Source organism: Jiella pacifica, assembly GCF_010500815.1.
GTDB lineage: Bacteria > Pseudomonadota > Alphaproteobacteria > Rhizobiales > Rhizobiaceae > Jiella > Jiella pacifica.
The window spans coordinates 15,731-31,482 of record NZ_JAAAMG010000002.1 but is presented as its reverse complement, the minus strand read 5'-3'; the positions used below and the strand labels follow the sequence as shown (position 1 = coordinate 31,482).

The 15,752-nt window shown below is 65.0% G+C and carries 13 protein-coding genes; 8 read left to right on the top strand and 5 right to left on the bottom strand.

What is annotated here, in order from left to right; genetic code table 11:
* The first annotated feature begins 42 nt into the window (after positions 1–42).
* The 7 genes from GTK09_RS02915 to GTK09_RS02885 all read left to right on the top strand — a co-directional run bounded on the left by GTK09_RS02915 (position 43) and on the right by GTK09_RS02885 (position 7,996).
* Positions 43–2,298 carry a sensor histidine kinase NtrY-like gene (locus GTK09_RS02915; protein WP_163461015.1) on the top strand — a complete coding sequence of 752 codons (2,256 nt, stop codon included), beginning with the start codon at positions 43–45 and terminating at the stop codon, positions 2,296–2,298.
* A complete protein-coding gene (gene ntrX, locus GTK09_RS02910) occupies positions 2,280–3,644 on the top strand; it encodes a nitrogen assimilation response regulator NtrX (RefSeq protein ID WP_163461014.1) in 1,365 nt (454 codons plus the stop codon). Before GTK09_RS02915 ends, ntrX begins: the two co-directional genes overlap by 19 nt.
* Positions 3,645–3,699: 55 nt before the next feature.
* Positions 3,700–5,076: a Trk system potassium transporter TrkA gene (gene trkA / locus GTK09_RS02905; protein ID WP_163461013.1), complete on the top strand. Its 1,377-nt coding sequence runs from the start codon at positions 3,700–3,702 to the stop codon at positions 5,074–5,076.
* 182 nt (positions 5,077–5,258) lie between these two features.
* Positions 5,259–5,507, top strand: a complete 249-nt coding sequence (hfq, locus tag GTK09_RS02900) for an RNA chaperone Hfq (protein WP_083589440.1) — start codon at positions 5,259–5,261, stop codon at positions 5,505–5,507.
* Positions 5,508–6,896: a GTPase HflX gene (gene hflX / locus GTK09_RS02895; protein WP_163461012.1), complete on the top strand. Its 1,389-nt coding sequence runs from the start codon at positions 5,508–5,510 to the stop codon at positions 6,894–6,896.
* A 181-nt stretch (positions 6,897–7,077) separates the two neighbouring features.
* Positions 7,078–7,599: a T6SS effector amidase Tae4 family protein gene (locus GTK09_RS02890; RefSeq protein WP_163461011.1), complete on the top strand. Its 522-nt coding sequence runs from the start codon at positions 7,078–7,080 to the stop codon at positions 7,597–7,599.
* A 40-nt stretch (positions 7,600–7,639) separates the two neighbouring features.
* On the top strand, positions 7,640–7,996 hold the full coding sequence (locus GTK09_RS02885; RefSeq protein WP_163461010.1) for a hypothetical protein: 357 nt from the start codon (positions 7,640–7,642) through the stop codon (positions 7,994–7,996).
* A 266-nt stretch (positions 7,997–8,262) separates the two neighbouring features.
* Here GTK09_RS02885 and GTK09_RS02880 read toward each other — a convergent pair whose 3' ends face one another.
* A complete protein-coding gene (locus tag GTK09_RS02880; protein WP_163461009.1) occupies positions 8,263–9,822 on the bottom strand; it encodes a DEAD/DEAH box helicase in 1,560 nt (519 codons plus the stop codon).
* Between the two features lie 147 nt (positions 9,823–9,969).
* On the opposite strand from GTK09_RS02880, the gene GTK09_RS02875 reads away from it, so the two are divergent.
* Positions 9,970–10,671, top strand: coding sequence for an alpha/beta fold hydrolase (locus GTK09_RS02875; protein WP_163461008.1), 702 nt, complete (start codon positions 9,970–9,972; stop codon positions 10,669–10,671).
* A 54-nt stretch (positions 10,672–10,725) separates the two neighbouring features.
* On the opposite strand, the gene GTK09_RS02870 is transcribed toward GTK09_RS02875, so the two are convergent.
* The 4 genes from GTK09_RS02870 to GTK09_RS02855 form a co-directional block, all read right to left on the bottom strand.
* On the bottom strand, positions 10,726–11,286 hold the full coding sequence (locus tag GTK09_RS02870; RefSeq protein WP_163461007.1) for a hypothetical protein: 561 nt from the start codon (positions 11,284–11,286) through the stop codon (positions 10,726–10,728).
* Between the two features lie 154 nt (positions 11,287–11,440).
* A complete protein-coding gene (gene parE, locus GTK09_RS02865; RefSeq protein ID WP_163461006.1) occupies positions 11,441–13,465 on the bottom strand; it encodes a DNA topoisomerase IV subunit B in 2,025 nt (674 codons plus the stop codon).
* A 285-nt stretch (positions 13,466–13,750) separates the two neighbouring features.
* Positions 13,751–15,160 carry a type I glutamate--ammonia ligase gene (glnA, locus tag GTK09_RS02860; RefSeq protein ID WP_163461005.1) on the bottom strand — a complete coding sequence of 470 codons (1,410 nt, stop codon included), beginning with the start codon at positions 15,158–15,160 and terminating at the stop codon, positions 13,751–13,753.
* Positions 15,161–15,308: 148 nt separating this feature from the next.
* A complete protein-coding gene (locus GTK09_RS02855) occupies positions 15,309–15,647 on the bottom strand; it encodes a P-II family nitrogen regulator (protein WP_163461004.1) in 339 nt (112 codons plus the stop codon).
* Positions 15,648–15,752: the final 105 nt, after the last annotated feature.

The window sequence follows — 15,752 nt, the reverse complement described above, 5'->3', positions numbered from 1 at the left end:
GTTGCTTTGTGGCAACGGCAATCGGAACTGTTCTCGCGAAGCATGACGACACACCAGATCCAAGGCGAGCCCCAGGTCCCGTTCCTCATGGAACGGCGGCGCTTCCTGTTGTTTCCCGGCCTTCTGGCCGTTGCCGGTGCGTTGATCACCGGGGCGATTTCCTTCGTCGTGCTCATGGGCCTGACGCCGATCGAGCCGACCGACACGATCGTCACCATCGCAACCGTCGTCAACGGCGGCTTCGTGCTGCTCCTCTGCGGGCTGATCGGCCGCGAGGTGCTGCGCATGGTGCGGGCTCGGCGAGAGGGCCGGGCGGCCTCGCGCCTGCACGTGCGGATCGTCGTCCTGTTCTCGATCGTCGCCATCCTGCCGGCGCTGCTCGTCGCCATGGTCGCCAGCGTCACGCTCGACCTCGGCCTCGATCGATGGTTCGGCATGCGGACCCAGGCGATCGTCGAATCCTCGATCTCGGTGGCGCGGGCCTATGTGAACGAGAACGCCCGCAACCTGCAGGGGACGACCCTGTCGATGGCCTATGATCTCGATCAGCAGCGCCAGCTTTTCGATCTCGACCGAGGCGGCTTCCAGGACCTGATGACCGAACAGGCGCGCGGCCGCTCGCTGCTCGGCGCGCAGGTCCTGCGCCTCGACGGCCAGCCGATCCTCAAGGCCGACATCGACCAGGGCAAGCCGCTGCCCGTCCCGCCGGCCGACGCCCTGCAGAAGGCCGCCGAGGGCAATCTCGTCTTCATTCCACCCGGCGTCACCAATCTCGTCGGCGCGATCATCCGTCTCAGGCAGATCTCCAACGCCTATCTCTACACCGTGCGCGCCGTTGACCCTGAGGTGATCACGGCGCTGCGCGAGATGGAGGAACGCTCGGCCGAATATTCGAGCCTGCGGGAAAACCGCTTCGGGCTGCAGCTCGCCTTCGCGCTGCTTTATCTCGGCATCACGCTGATCGTGCTGTTGTCGGCGATCTGGACGGGCATCGGCGTCGCCGACCGCTTGGTCCGGCCGATCCGGCTGTTGATCGGTGCGGCCGACGAGGTGTCGGAGGGCAATCTCTCAGTCTCGGTGCCGGTGCGCGTGTCCGACGGCGACGTCGGCTCGCTCTCCAACACCTTCAACAACATGATCCTGCAGTTGCGAAGCCAGCGCGCCGAGCTCGTCAACGCCAAGGATGTCATCGACGAGCGTCGTCGCTTCATCGAGGCGGTGCTTTCCGGCGTCACGGTCGGCGTCGTCGGCATCGAGCGCGACGGCACGATCTCGATGGTCAACCCGTCGGCCGAGCGGATCCTCGCGGTCGCCGCTGACGAGGTCACCGGCCGCAAGCTCGCTTCCGTCTTTCCAGAAATCGGCCGCATCCGCGGGGCTGCCTCGGCCTCTCGCCGGCCGGAGCATCAGGAAGACGTGAAGCTGAAGATCCGCGAGCGCGAGCGGACGCTGGCCATCCGCATCACCTCGTCGGAAGAGAGCGAGGGCGACCACGCCTCGGTGGTGACCATCGACGACATCACCGATCTCGTCGACGCCCAGCGGACTTCGGCCTGGGCCGACGTCGCCCGGCGCATCGCCCATGAGATCAAGAATCCGCTGACGCCGATCCAGCTGTCCGCCGAGCGCATCCGGCGCCGCTACGGCAAAAGGGTCGAGGACGACCGCGAAGTGTTCGACCGCTGCATCGAGACGATCGTCCGCCAGGTTTCGGACATCGGCCGCATGGTCGACGAGTTCTCGACGTTCGCCCGTATGCCAAAACCGACGATGGAGCGCATGGACCTGCGCGACGCCTTGCGCGAAGCGGTGTTCATGCGCGAGATGGGCGATCACGGAATCGCCTTCGCCGCCGAGATTCCCGAAACGCCGATGTTCGGCTCCTACGACATCCGGCTTTTGTCCCAGGCCTTCGGCAATCTCGTGAAGAACGCCGTGGAATCGCTCGAGGCGACCGAGGGCGTCGAGGGCCGGATCGCCATCCGGGCGAAGATCCTGGACGGCGTCTACCGCATCGATATCGTCGACAACGGCCGCGGTTTTCCGAAGGAGAATCGCGATCGGCTGCTGGAGCCCTACATGACGACCCGCGAGAAGGGCACAGGCCTCGGCCTCGCGATCGTTCGCAAGATCATCGAAGACCACGGCGGCACGATTACCCTCGAGGACGCACCGGATCAGCCGCAGGGCGCAATGGTGCGGATCGTTCTGCCGGCAGGCACCAACCCGTCGGGTGGGAGCCAACCGAACAATGCTGATGATGAAAGGATTGGTGAGCCATGGCATCGGACATCCTGATCGTCGACGACGAGGCCGACATTCGCGAGCTCGTCGCCGGTCTCCTCGAGGACGAGGGCCACGAGACCCGCACGGCTGGCAATTCGGATGCCGCCATGCAGGCCTTTACCGACCGCGTGCCGCGACTGGTCTTTCTCGACATCTGGCTGCAGGGCAGCCGGCTGGACGGGCTCGACCTCCTCGACGTCATCAAGGCGCAGCACCCGGAAGTGCCCGTCGTGATGATTTCCGGACACGGCAACATCGAGACCGCCGTCTCGGCGATCAAGCGCGGCGCCTACGATTATATCGAGAAGCCCTTCAAGGCCGACAGGCTGATTCTGATCGCCGAGCGGGCCCTGGAGACCTCGAAGCTGAAACGCGAGGTGCTCGAACTGAAGCGCCGCTCCACCGATTTCGCCGAGCTGATCGGCAAGTCGCAGCCGATGAACCAGCTGCGCAACGTCATCGAGCGGGTTTCTCCGACTAACAGCCGGGTGATGATCCTCGGGCCATCGGGCTCCGGCAAGGAGATGGTGGCGCGGGCGATCCATGCGGCGTCCCCGCGCGCATCCGGCCCGTTCATCGCGTTGAATGCGGCGGCGATCACGCCGGATCGGATGGAGATCGAACTCTTCGGCAACGAGACCCCGCCCGGCACCGAGCGCAAGATCGGCGCGTTGGAGGAGGCCCATCGCGGCGTCCTCTATCTCGACGAAGTCGCTGACATGCCGCGCGAGACGCAGAACAAGATCCTGCGTGTCCTCACCGAACAGACCTTCGAGCGGATCGGCGGATCGAAACGGGTGAAGGTCGACGTCAGGATCATCTCCTCGACCTCGCAGAACCTCGATTCGCTGATCGCCGAGGGGCTCTTCCGCGAGGATCTCTTCCACCGGCTTGCCGTGGTGCCGATCCAGGTGCCGCCGCTGGCCGAGCGTCGCCAGGACGTGCCGCTGCTGATCGAGGCTTTCATGAAGCAGATCGCCGAGCAGACCGGCATCAAGGCGCGGCGGATCAGCGACGAGGCGATGGCGGTCCTGCAGTCGAGCGAATGGCCCGGCAACGTCCGGCAACTGCGCAACAACGTCGAGCGGCTGATGATCCTGTCCCGCGATGGCGAGAGCGACGAGCCGATCACCGCCGACATGCTGCCCAACGAGGTCGGCGACATGCTGCCGCGGACGCCGAGCCAGGCCAATGGCCAGATCCTCGCTCTGCCGCTGCGCGACGCCCGCGAGGTGTTCGAGAAGGAGTATCTCGTCGCCCAGATCAATCGCTTCGGCGGCAACATCTCGCGCACCGCCGAATTCGTCGGCATGGAACGCTCGGCGCTGCACCGCAAACTGAAATCCCTCGGCATTTGATGCCCCGATACGCTATGGCTGCGCCGCAGAATCGGATGGCGATGGAGCGGCCGACATGAAGGTGGTGATCTGCGGCGCGGGGCAGGTGGGCTACGGCATCGCCGAACGGCTCGCCTCCGAGCGCAACGACGTCTCGGTGATCGACACCTCGCGCACCCTCGTCCAGGCGATCCGCGACAATCTCGACGCCAGGGGCTTCGTCGGACACGGCGCTCACCCGGACGTCCTCGCCGAGGCGGGGGCCGAGCAGGCCGATATGATCATCGCCGTGACGCTGCACGATGAGGTCAACATGGTCGCCTGCCAGGTGGCCCACTCCCTGTTCAACGTGCCGACCAAGATCGCCCGCATCCGCTCCCAGAGCTATCTGCGGCCGCATTGGCAGGATCTGTTCTCCACCGAGAACATGCCGATCGACGTGATCATCTCGCCGGAGATCGAGGTCGGCGAGATGGTCCTGCGGCGCATCGCCCTGCCGGGGGCGATGGATGCGGTGCGCTTTGCCGACGATCACATCGCCATGGTGGCGATCGAGTGCGCGGAGGACTGTCCGGTCGTCAACACGCCGCTCGACCAGCTGACCGACCTGTTTCCCGACCTCAACGCCACGGTCGTCGGCATCTGGCGGGGCGACCGGCTCTTCATCCCCGGCTCCAACGATCACATGGTCCCGGGCGACGTCGCCTATGTGGTCGCCGAGAAGACGCACGTGCGCCGCGCCCTCGGACTGTTCGGCCATGAGGAGCCGGAAGCGGGCCGCATCGTCATCGTCGGCGGCGGCAATATCGGCCACTACGTCGCCAAGCAGATCGAGAAGCGCAATTACGGCGCTCGGATTCGCGTCGTCGAGGACAATCACGACCGTGCCGTGACGATCGCCGACGGGCTGAAGCGCACGATCGTGCTGCATGGAAGCGGCCTCGACCAGGCGATCCTCAAGGAAGCCGACATCGGCACGAGCGACCTGCTCGTCGCGCTCACCAACGACGATAAGGTCAACATCCTGTCGAGCGTCATGGCCAAGCGCCTCGGCTGCAAGGGCAATCTGGCGCTCCTCAACAATGCCGACTACCAGGGCTTCACCCGGATGCTCGGCATCGACGCCTTCATCAATCCGCGCTCGGTGACGATCTCTCGCGTCCTGCAGCACGTGCGGCGCGGGCGCATCCGGGCGGTCCATTCGATCCAGAACGGCGTCGCCGAGGTGATCGAGGCCGAGGCGCTGGAGACCTCGCCGCTGGTGGGCGAGGCGCTGCGCGACCTCGATCTGCCCGACAATTTGCGGATCGGGGCGATCTTAAGAAACGGCATCTACGTCAAACCGACGGGCCAGACGAAAATCCGCGCCAAGGACAGGGTGGTGATCTTCGCCGCCGCCGCCGCCGTGCGCCACGTCGAGCAGATGTTCCGGGTCAGCCTGGAGTTCTTTTGACGTGTGACTTACCACGCCGCATGCCACTCTCGTGAGCAGGCGCGAAATCTCGTCACGATTCGCATCGACCGGGGCTTCGAACTCGTTCGCTCCTGCGGTATCAATGGAATAACGCTCGCGGCCGACCGGCCGCGTTCGTCATCAACCAGGCTGCAGCACAAATCAAAAAAGGACATTTCTGCATGCCAGAGCGGACCCAACACCTTCAGGACCTGTTTCTCAACACGGTTCGCAAGCAAAAGATTTCACTGACGATTTTTCTGGTCAATGGCGTCAAGCTGACCGGCGTCGTGACATCGTTCGACAATTTCTGCGTCCTCTTGCGCCGGGACGGTCATTCGCAGCTCGTCTACAAGCATGCGATCTCCACCATCATGCCATCGCAACCGGTACAGATGTACGAGGGCGTCGACGAAAGCGGGAAGGCCTGATTGGCGGAGTTTCAGGATAAAGGGCCGCGCGGGCCGATCGAGCACGAAAAGGTGGCGACGCGCGCCGCCGTCTTCGTTCCGGTCTTCAAGCAGCGGACGGAAGCCGACGGCCGCGGAACGCCGGGCCTGGCGGCCGTGCGTCGAAGCGACGAGGCGCGTCTCGCCGAGGCCGTCGGGCTGGCGGCGGCGATCGACCTCGACATCGTGACGAGTGCCATCATCACAGGGCAGAAGCCGCAGCCAGCCACGCTGCTCGGCAGCGGCAAGGTCGAGGAGATGAAGGGGCTCGTCGCGGCGGAGGCCGTTGGCCTCGTCATCGTCGACCATCCGCTGACGCCGGTTCAGCAACGCAATCTGGAGAAGGAGCTCGACACCAAGGTGCTCGATCGCACCGGGCTCATCCTGGAAATCTTCGGCCGGCGGGCGCGCACCAAGGAAGGCCGGCTGCAGGTGGAATTGGCCCATCTGAACTACCAGCGTGGCCGGCTCGTGAGGTCCTGGACCCATCTCGAGCGCCAGCGCGGCGGTGCCGGCTTCATGGGCGGTCCGGGCGAAACCCAGATCGAGGCAGATCGCCGGCAGCTGCAGGAAAAGATCAAGCGGCTCGAGAAAGAACTCGACCAGGTCCGTCGCACCCGGCAGCTACACCGGGAGAAGCGCCGCAAGCGCCCCCATCCGATCGTCGCCCTGGTCGGCTACACCAATGCCGGAAAGTCGACGCTGTTCAACCTTCTGACCGGCGCCGATGTCATGGCCCGCGATCTGCTCTTCGCGACCCTCGATCCGACGCTGCGCAAGACCGTCCTGCCACACGGCACCGAGATTTTGTTTTCCGACACGGTCGGCTTCGTCTCGGATCTGCCGACCCATCTCGTCGCCGCCTTCCGGGCGACGCTGGAAGAGGTGTTGGAAGCCGACCTGATCCTGCATGTGCGCGACGTGTCCGATCCCGACACGCTGGCACAGGCCGAGGACGTGCGCCGGATCCTGCGCGATCTCGACGTCGACACCGAGGACGCCGAGCATGTCGTCGAGGTCTGGAACAAGATCGACCGGCTCGACGAGGACACGCTGCACCGTATGACGGGGGCGCGAGCATCCCTTGCCGATCAGGCTTCGGCGCATCTCGTCTCGGCGGTGACGGGCGAGGGGACGCAGGCGCTCCTTACCGACATCGAGCGGCGCATCGCCGGCCATCTCACCGGCGTCACGCTCGACGTTGCGCCGGAGGCGATGAACCTCATTTCCTGGCTCTACGACAACGCCACCATCCTCGAACGCGAGGACGGCGAGGACGGCGTCGTGCACCTGAAGGCGGAGATGACCGCGCAGGCGAGGACCGAGCTTCGTCGGATCGGCGATTCGACCACAGGCCTGACGATCCACTGAACCGCGATTGGGGCGACGATTCCTCGACCGGACGGTATCCTGCCTACGACCCGAATATCGCCGATGCAGCAATGAAGGGTTCGGGCAAACCTGACCGGAGAGCGATTGCTCTTCGTCGGAACGGCGTCTATATTGCAATTTATACGAGTATTGTTTCAGGGTATCGACCGGAGAGATTGGCATGCGGCCAAGCTTCATGGGTGTCTGGAATGCCTTTCCAGATCACGTTGCCCATCCAACGTTGAAAGATCTCTATACGTGGCTCGGAGGGAAGGCTCGGCAGAACATCGAGGCGCCAGGGTTCGGCCCGAATGGGAATGCCTGCGCCAGTCGGCTCAGCGTCGCTTTCAACAACGGTGGCATGCCGATCAACCCGTCGGTCGCGGCTTCGCTCGGTATTCAAACCATCACGACCGGCGATGGAGCGAAGATCATCTTTCGAGTTCAATCGTTCCGTAAATATCTCATCAAAGTGTTTGGCGATCCGATCGTCGACGTGACCTTGCCGTTCAACGACAAGTTTCTGGGCCAGATGGGGATCATCGCATTCAACGTGAATTGGGCCGATGCATCCGGCCATATCGCGTTATGGAATGGGAACAAATTTCGAGAACCAACCCATGACGACTACTCGACATATGTTGGCGGGACCCGCGGTGACGTCAAAACGCGCAGCGGCGAATTCTGGAAATGGGGTAGTTGACCGCGGACACGCTTGGACGAACTATCTTGCGTGTCTCTTCGTGCTGGCGATCCCCACCCAAGGACTTGCGGCGGACAGCGCCACCGCGAGACGAGACGCAGAGGAATACGCCATTGCCAGTTGCCTGGTGGCGCAAAGCGAGCCGTTCCTCGAGAATCAAGGCGATGCCGTCGGTTCGGTTGTCATCCAGCGCGGCAATATCGAGCTGGACGGCCTTGCCGGGATCAACAAATCCGTCGAGCGGGAAATGGCAAAAGGTGAGATCCCGATCATCCGGTCCGAGAGCGGCAGCGACCAGACGCTGCCCGTCCTCTATTGCATCGAGATCATCGACAAACTGCAGGTCCGAAAGGCAATAGAAGAGGCCGTCGCGCAGCATGGTGCAACAGCCGATTGAGAATACCGGCAGCGGGTTGCCCAGTCACCGGGACACTCTGGCGCCTCTCGGAATCCAAACAACTTCACGCGTCCAATCCACGAGGCCGCCCCAGGGTCCGCTGCATCGGGCTCCGGCATCCGTGGTTGAGCGGACAATACCAATACCGACGCCCTCAAGAGTTCGCCGGGTGGGACCAAGACGGTAACGCTGTGATCCGAGGACTTGAGGCCGCTACGCTCGGCGTCAGCGTGTCGGGCAACTCGCGGCTGTCGAGGCTTCGTCGATCAGGTTCCGGTCTGGATCAGCATGAAGGCGGGGATGTCGTCGCCGAAGCCGACAGGCTGGGGGCCGCCGTCGTCACCGCGCTGGCGGTTGTTGTTGCCTTCGGCGCCGCGCTTCGGACGGCCGCCGCGCCCCGTGCCGGCGGAAGACCGGTTGTAGCTCGACGGCGCCGGACGAGGCGTTACCTCCTTGGCAACGGGAACATCCACGGCGACGGGGAGATCGGCGATGGCTTCGACCGGGACGGTGAGTTCGCCGGCCTCGGCGCGTTCCATCACGGCGTCGTCCGTCTCGGCGACTTCGGGCGTCGGCTCGGGCTTCGGCCGCCGCGAGCGGCGCTCACGCTCGGGCTTCTCGCCCGTCGTCGTCGTGCGGCGCGTGGCGCTGCGGCGCTTCGGACGCTCGTCTTCCTCGGTGGAGGCCGGCAGTTCGGCGGTCGTGGGGCCCTGCCATTCGATCGCCGAGCCGAGCATCTTCTCGATCGAGTCGAGATATTTCTTGTCGGACTTGGTCACCAGCGTGAACGCCTTGCCCGAACGGCCGGCCCGGCCAGTGCGGCCGATGCGGTGCACGTAGTCCTCGGCGTGGATCGGGACGTCGAAGTTGAAGACGTGGCTGACCTTCGGAATGTCGAGGCCTCGCGCCGCGACGTCGGAGGCGACGAGCAGCTGGATCTGGTTGTCGCGGAAGCCCTGCAGCATCGCCGTGCGGGCGCGCTGGTCCATGTCGCCATGCAACGCGCCGGCCGAGAAGCCGTGCTTGTCAAGCGAGCGGAACAGCGTCGCGACGTCGCGCTTGCGATTGCAGAAGATGATCGCGTTGGTGAGTTCGTCCTCTTCGCGCAGCAGCCTCCGCAGCGTCTCGCGCTTGTCCCACTCCTTGCCGCCGCTGGCGACGAGGCGCTGGGTGACCGTCAGCGCGGCGGAGGCCTGCTTGGCGACCTCGACCCGCACCGGGTTCTGCAGGAACTGCTCGGTGAGGCGGGTGATCTCCGGCGGCATGGTCGCCGAGAAGAACAGCGTCTGGCGGGTGAAGGGGAGCTGCTTGCAGATCCGCTCGATGTCCGGGATGAAGCCCATGTCGAGCATCCGGTCGGCTTCGTCGATGACGAGGATCTCGACGCCGGTCAAAAGCAGCTTGCCGCGCTCGAAATGGTCGAGCAGACGGCCAGGCGTGGCGATCAGGACGTCGGCGCCCCGGTCGATCTTCTTGTCCTGGTCGCCGAAGGACATGCCGCCGATGAGCAGCGCGACGTTGATCTTCTGGTCCTTGCCGTAGCGGGTGAAGGATTCTTCCACCTGGGCGGCGAGTTCGCGGGTCGGCTCGATGATCAGCGTACGCGGCATGCGCGCGCGGGCCCGGCCCTTTTCCAGCAAGGTCAACATGGGCAGGACGAAGGATGCCGTCTTGCCCGTGCCGGTCTGGGCGATGCCGAGCACGTCGCGACGCGCAAGCGCGTGCGGGATCGCCTCTTCCTGGATCGGAGTCGGTTGCGTGTAGCCGGAGGCTTCGACAGCCGCCAGCACCTTGGCGCTGAGACCGAGATCAGAGAATAGTGTCAAGCTGGCAAGTCTCTTAAGGAACGAGATAGCGTCGCGGCTGCGCGCTGGGGCAGCCCGTCTGCAAAGGGGCGATAGGACTACTGGTCGACCGAGTCAACCGTTTCCCGACATATGGGCGGCTTCGAGAGGGTTTTGAAGGTCAGTTTCATGAAAATTTCGCAAATGGTGATGGTCCCGGGGCTGCTGTCGACCGCCGACGTCTATCGACCACTCATCGATGCCTTGGGCAAGGATGTCTTCGTTGCCGAAACCAGACTTGACGATACGATCGAAGCCATGGCGCGGCGGCTGCTCGACGAGGCACATGGACGATTTCTACTTTGCGGACACTCGATGGGAGGCTACGTCGCCCTGGAATTGCTGCGGCTGGCTCCCGAGCGGGTTGCGGGACTGGCGCTGATCGCAACGTCGGCGAGAGCCGACGCACCTGAGCAGACGGCGGTTCGCCTAAGGCTGATCGACATGGCGCGGCGGCGGGGGATCGAAGAGGCGGCGAAGCTTCTGGAACCGAAACTCTTCGGCCCACGGGGCGGCGGCGAAGCGCTTCGTCGGCTCAACCTCGAAATGGCCCGCGAGATCGGCACCGACGTCTTCGCGCGGCAGCAGGAGGCGATCATCGCGAGACGGGATCAGCAGGAGGTCCTCGCCGGGATCGACGTGCCGACGGTGGTTGTGGCGGGGACGGCCGACGCGATCATTCCGCCGCAGCGCTCGCAGGAGATGGCCGCGGCGATACCCGGAGCGGACCTCGTCATGCTCAATGAGATCGGACACATGGTTCCGCTGGAGGCGCCGGGCGAGACCCACGCGGCCGTGGCGGGGCTTCAGGCGCGGGTCGCAGCGGCCTGAGCGTTCGGAACGGCGCAGCGGCACTGTACTCAGTGCCGCTCCTGCTTGGGGCGGTCAGTTGGATGCGGGGCCGAACATGTATGGCTGGCCGGGCATGAAGTGCAGCTCGTAGGTCTCGCTGATCTCGCCGTCGCTCGGCACGACCTCGAAGAACAGCGACAGACTGTTGGGCTCGGCCTCGTTCGGATCGTCGGCGCGATAGCCGACGATCTGGCCGTCCATCTTGGCGATCTCGGGAATCTCGGTGGTCGAGCGGACCGCGAGGCCGTCGTGCCCCGAGGCGTCGAGCTGCTGAATGAAGAAGTGGGCCTTGGCATCGTCGCCGGCGGGTTGCACCATCACAGTGCGCCAGACGCCGTGCTCGTCGCCTTCGGACCACGGGCCGACGACCTGAACGTCCTGAACGAGCGGCGACAGCTTCTCGACGGCAGCGGCAAATTCGCTCGGCTCCGCCGCGGGCTGGGCGCCCGCTTCGGCTGGCGCAGCGGCCGCTCCGCCAGCCTGAGGGGCGGCAGCCGGCGTGTCCGTGGTGGCGGCATCCTGCGCCAGGCTCGTGCCCGCAACAGCGAGCGAGGCGGCGAGGGCAGCGGCGAGGGTCGGCAGGATCCTGGTCATCGTGTTCACCTCGGGACGGCTTGGCCGTCGTTGGGGGGCGCTGACGTCTTGCGGCGCACAGCTTCGGCCAGCGCGCGTCGCATGTCGAGGGGGGCGCCCCGGCTCAGCCGCGAAGCACCGGTTTCGTTTGCACAGGCGAGATACGCCAGCCGCGTCAGATGTCGAGGTCTCCGGCGAAGGCGGCGCGATCCTGAATGAAGCGGAAGCGCGATTCCGGCTTGTTCCCCATCAGCGCTTCGACGGCGCCGGAGGTGCCTGCCTCGGGGGTCTCGTCGACGATGACACGGAGCAGCGTGCGCCGCTTCGGATCCATCGTGGTCTCCTTCAGCTGGGCAGGCAGCATCTCGCCGAGGCCCTTGAACCGGCCGACCTCGACCTTCCGGCCCTTGAACTCGCGCGCCACGATCTCCTCGCGGTGCCGATCGTCCCGCGCATAGAAGGTCTTGCCTCCGGCCGAGAGCTTGTAGAGCGGCGGGACGGCGAGGAAGAGATGGCCGCCGCGGATCAGCTCCGGCATCTCGCGGTAGAAGAAGGTGATCAGCAGCGAGGCAATGTGGGCTCCGTCGACGTCGGCGTCGGTCATGATGATCACCCGCTCGTAGCGCAGATCGTCCTGCCGGTATTTCGCCTTCGTGCCGCAGCCGAGGGCCTGGATCAGGTCGGCCAGCTGCTGGTTGGCCGTGACCTTGTCGCGGCCGGCGCTGGCGACGTTGAGGATCTTGCCGCGCAAGGGCAGGATCGCCTGCAGCTTGCGGTCCCGTGCCTGCTTGGCCGAGCCGCCCGCCGAGTCACCCTCGACGATGAAGATCTCGGCGCCGGCGGCGCCTGTCTGCGAGCAGTCGGCCAGCTTGCCGGGAAGGCGCAGCTTGCGGGTCGCCGTCTTGCGGCTGACCTCCTTTTCTTGGCGGCGGCGCAAGCGCTCGTCGGCCCGCTCGACCACCCAGTCGATCAGCCGCGCGGCGTCCTGGGGCGAGGAGGCGAGCCAGATGTCGAAACTGTCGCGCATCGACTGCTCGACGATGCGTTGCGCCTCGGCGGTGGCCAGCCTGTCCTTGGTCTGGCCGACGAATTCCGGCTCGCGGATGAACACCGACAGCATGGCCGAGGCCGTCTGCATGATGTCGTCGCCGGTGATGATGGAAGCGCGTTTGTTGCCCGAGACTTCCGCGAAGGCCTTCATGCCGCGGAGCAGCACCGAGCGCAGCCCGGCCTCGTGGCTGCCGCCCTCCGGCGTCGGAATGGTGTTGCAGTAGGAGCGCACGAAGCCGTCGTCGGCGGTCCAGGAGACGGCCCACTCGACCGCGCCGTGGCCGGAGACCTTCTCCGTGCGGCCGGCAAAGATCTGCGAGGTGACGCGGTGCTCCGCGCCGAGGGTGACGTCGAGATAGTCCTTGAGCCCGCCGGGGAAGTGGAAGGTTTCGCGCGTCGGCACACCGGAATCGGCGGCGATCAGCGAGGGATCGCAGGACCAGCGGATCTCGACGCCGCCGAAGAGATAGGCCTTGGAGCGTGCCATGGCCATCAGACGCTCGGGGCGGAACCGGCAGTTGGCCCCGAAGATCTGCGGATCGGGTCGAAAGCGCACCCTCGTGCCGCGACGGTTCTGGGTTTCGCCCACCTCTTCGAGCTTCGAGGTGGCGAGGCCCCGCGAATAGGTCTGCCGGTAGAGCTTGCGATTGCGCGCGACCTCGACCTCGAGATGCTCCGACAGGGCGTTGACCACCGAGACGCCGACGCCGTGCAGGCCACCTGAGGTCTCGTAGACCTTGGAATCGAACTTGCCGCCGGCATGCAGCGTCGTCATGATGACTTCGAGCGCCGAGCGGTCCTTGTATTTCGGGTGGGGATCGACCGGAATGCCGCGGCCGTTGTCGGTCACCGCCAAGGTGCCGTCGGCCTCGAGCGACACCTCGATGAAATTGGCATGGCCAGCCGTCGCCTCGTCCATCGCATTGTCGATGACCTCGGCGAAGAGATGGTGGACGGCCTTCTCGTCGGTGCCGCCGATATACATGCCCGGACGCCGGCGGACCGGCTCCAGCCCCTCCAGCACCTCAATGTCGGCGGCGGTGTAATCCGCCCCCGGCACGAATTCCTGGGCCGGCTTCCTGGCCGGCGCCGGTGGCTTGGGGCCCGCGGGCTTGCGAGCGGCGTTGCCCGAGAACAGGTCGTCGCTCATCGGCTGAAAAATCCTCGTGTCGTCGAAGGAGACTCGTGCTGCGACGCGATCATGGCCCCTTGCTATACTTTCACGAAATGTTCTTCAAGGCGGCGACCCGCCCGATGTCTCGTTCTGGCGCGGATTTCAGCATTTTTCCACGAAAAAGTCGCGGAAGGGCTACGCCCCAGCGCCCTCCGCAACTGTCGCTGCAGCCTGTCGCGAACGACGAAGGGCGCCCGTTGCCGGACGCCCTCGCAATGTTCTCGATGCTGGGGTCGACCCCGAAGGCGGGGCCGGTCCGGCTCAGACCGAATAATACATGTCGAACTCGACCGGATGCGGCGTCATCTCGTAACGCAGCACCTCGGCCATCTTCAGGTCGATGAAGGCATCGATCTGGTCGTCGTCGAAGACGCCGCCGGCCTTCAGGAAGTCGCGGTCGGCATCGAGGCTCTCCATCGCCTCGCGCAGCGAGCGGCAGACGGTCGGGATTTCCTTCAACTCCTCCGGCGGCAGGTCGTAGAGATCCTTGTCCATGGGCTGGCCCGGATGGATCTTGTTCTTGATGCCGTCGAGGCCGGCCATCAGCATGGCGGCGAAGGCGAGATAGGGGTTCGCCGTCGGATCCGGGAAGCGGACCTCGAGGCGCTTGGCCTTCGGCGACTGGCCGAAGGGGATGCGGCAGGAGGCCGAGCGGTTGCGCGACGAATAAGCGAGCAGCACCGGCGCCTCGAAGCCCGGGACCAGCCGCTTGTAGGAGTTGGTCGAGGGGTTGGTGAAGGCGTTCAGCGCCTTGGCATGCTTGATGATGCCGCCGATGTAGAACAGGCAGCTCTCCGACAGGCCGGCATATTCGTTGCCCGCGAAGGAGGGCTTGTCGCCCTTCCAGATCGACTGGTGGACATGCATGCCCGAGCCGTTGTCGCCATAGACGGGCTTCGGCATGAACGTCGCCGTCTTGCCATAGGCGTTCGCCACCTGGTGGATGACGTATTTGTAGATCTGCATCTTGTCGGCGTTGCGGGTCAACGTGTCGAACTTGATGCCGAGTTCGTGCTGGGCCGCCGCCACCTCGTGGTGATGCTTCTCGACGGCGACGCCCATCTCGGCCATCACCGTCAGCATTTCGGAGCGCATGTCCTGGCACGAGTCGATCGGCGGAACCGGGAAGTAGCCGCCCTTGATGCGCGGCCGGTGGCCGAGATTGCCGGTCTCGTATTCGGTGTCGTCATTCGACGGAAGCTCGGTCGAGTCGAGCTTGAAGCCGGTGTTGTAGGGATCGGCCTTGTAGCGCACGTCGTCGAACACGAAGAACTCGGCCTCGGGGCCGAAATAGCAGGTGTCGCCGATGCCGGACTGGGAGAGATAGGCCTCGGCCTTGCGGGCGGTCGAGCGCGGATCGCGGTTATAGGCCTCGCCGGAGATCGGATCGAGGATGTCGCAGGTGATCGCCATGGTCGACTGGGCGAAGAACGGGTCCATGTAGGCCGTCTCCGGATCCGGCATCAGCACCATGTCGGACTCGTTGATGGCCTTCCAGCCCTGGATCGACGAGCCGTCGAACATCGAGCCTTCGGAGAACATGTCCTCGTCGACGATGGAGACGTCCATCGTCACGTGCTGCATCTTGCCTTTCGGATCGGTGAAGCGCAGGTCGACGAACTTCACGTCGTTGTCCTTGATTTGCTTCAGAATCTCGTTGGCGCTCGTCATGGCCTTCCTTCCCTGTTGAAGAGTCTCTCTGGTCCCGGTCCGGACGCCCGCTCGTTATCCCATGGCGAGCTCGCGATCCATCCCGATCGTCGTCGGTTCGGGCGGCCCGCGAGGTGGCCGCCCCGATCTTTGGCGATGGTGCCGAAGGTCAGATCGCGTCGGTGCCGGATTCGCCGGTGCGAATTCGGATGGCTTCCTCGATCGGCGAGACGAAGATCTTGCCGTCGCCGATGCGGCCCGTCTGCGCCGCCTTGCGGATCGCTTCCACCGCAGCTTCCACCGTCTCGTCGGCGAGGACGACCTCGACCTTCACCTTGGGGAGGAAGTCGACGACGTACTCGGCGCCGCGATAGAGCTCGGTGTGGCCCTTCTGCCGACCGAATCCCTTGGCCTCGGTCACGGTGATGCCCTGGAGGCCGACCTCCTGAAGCGCCTCCTTCACCTCATCGAGCTTGAACGGCTTGATGATCGCCTCGACCTTTTTCATCGACTGACCTTTTTCAATGACTTCTTCGTTGCGCCGGGCGTTGAGCCGGTCGCGTCCGGCAATGCAGGTGTCGTGCCAACAGCGCGGCACCGAAGGCATACTCGA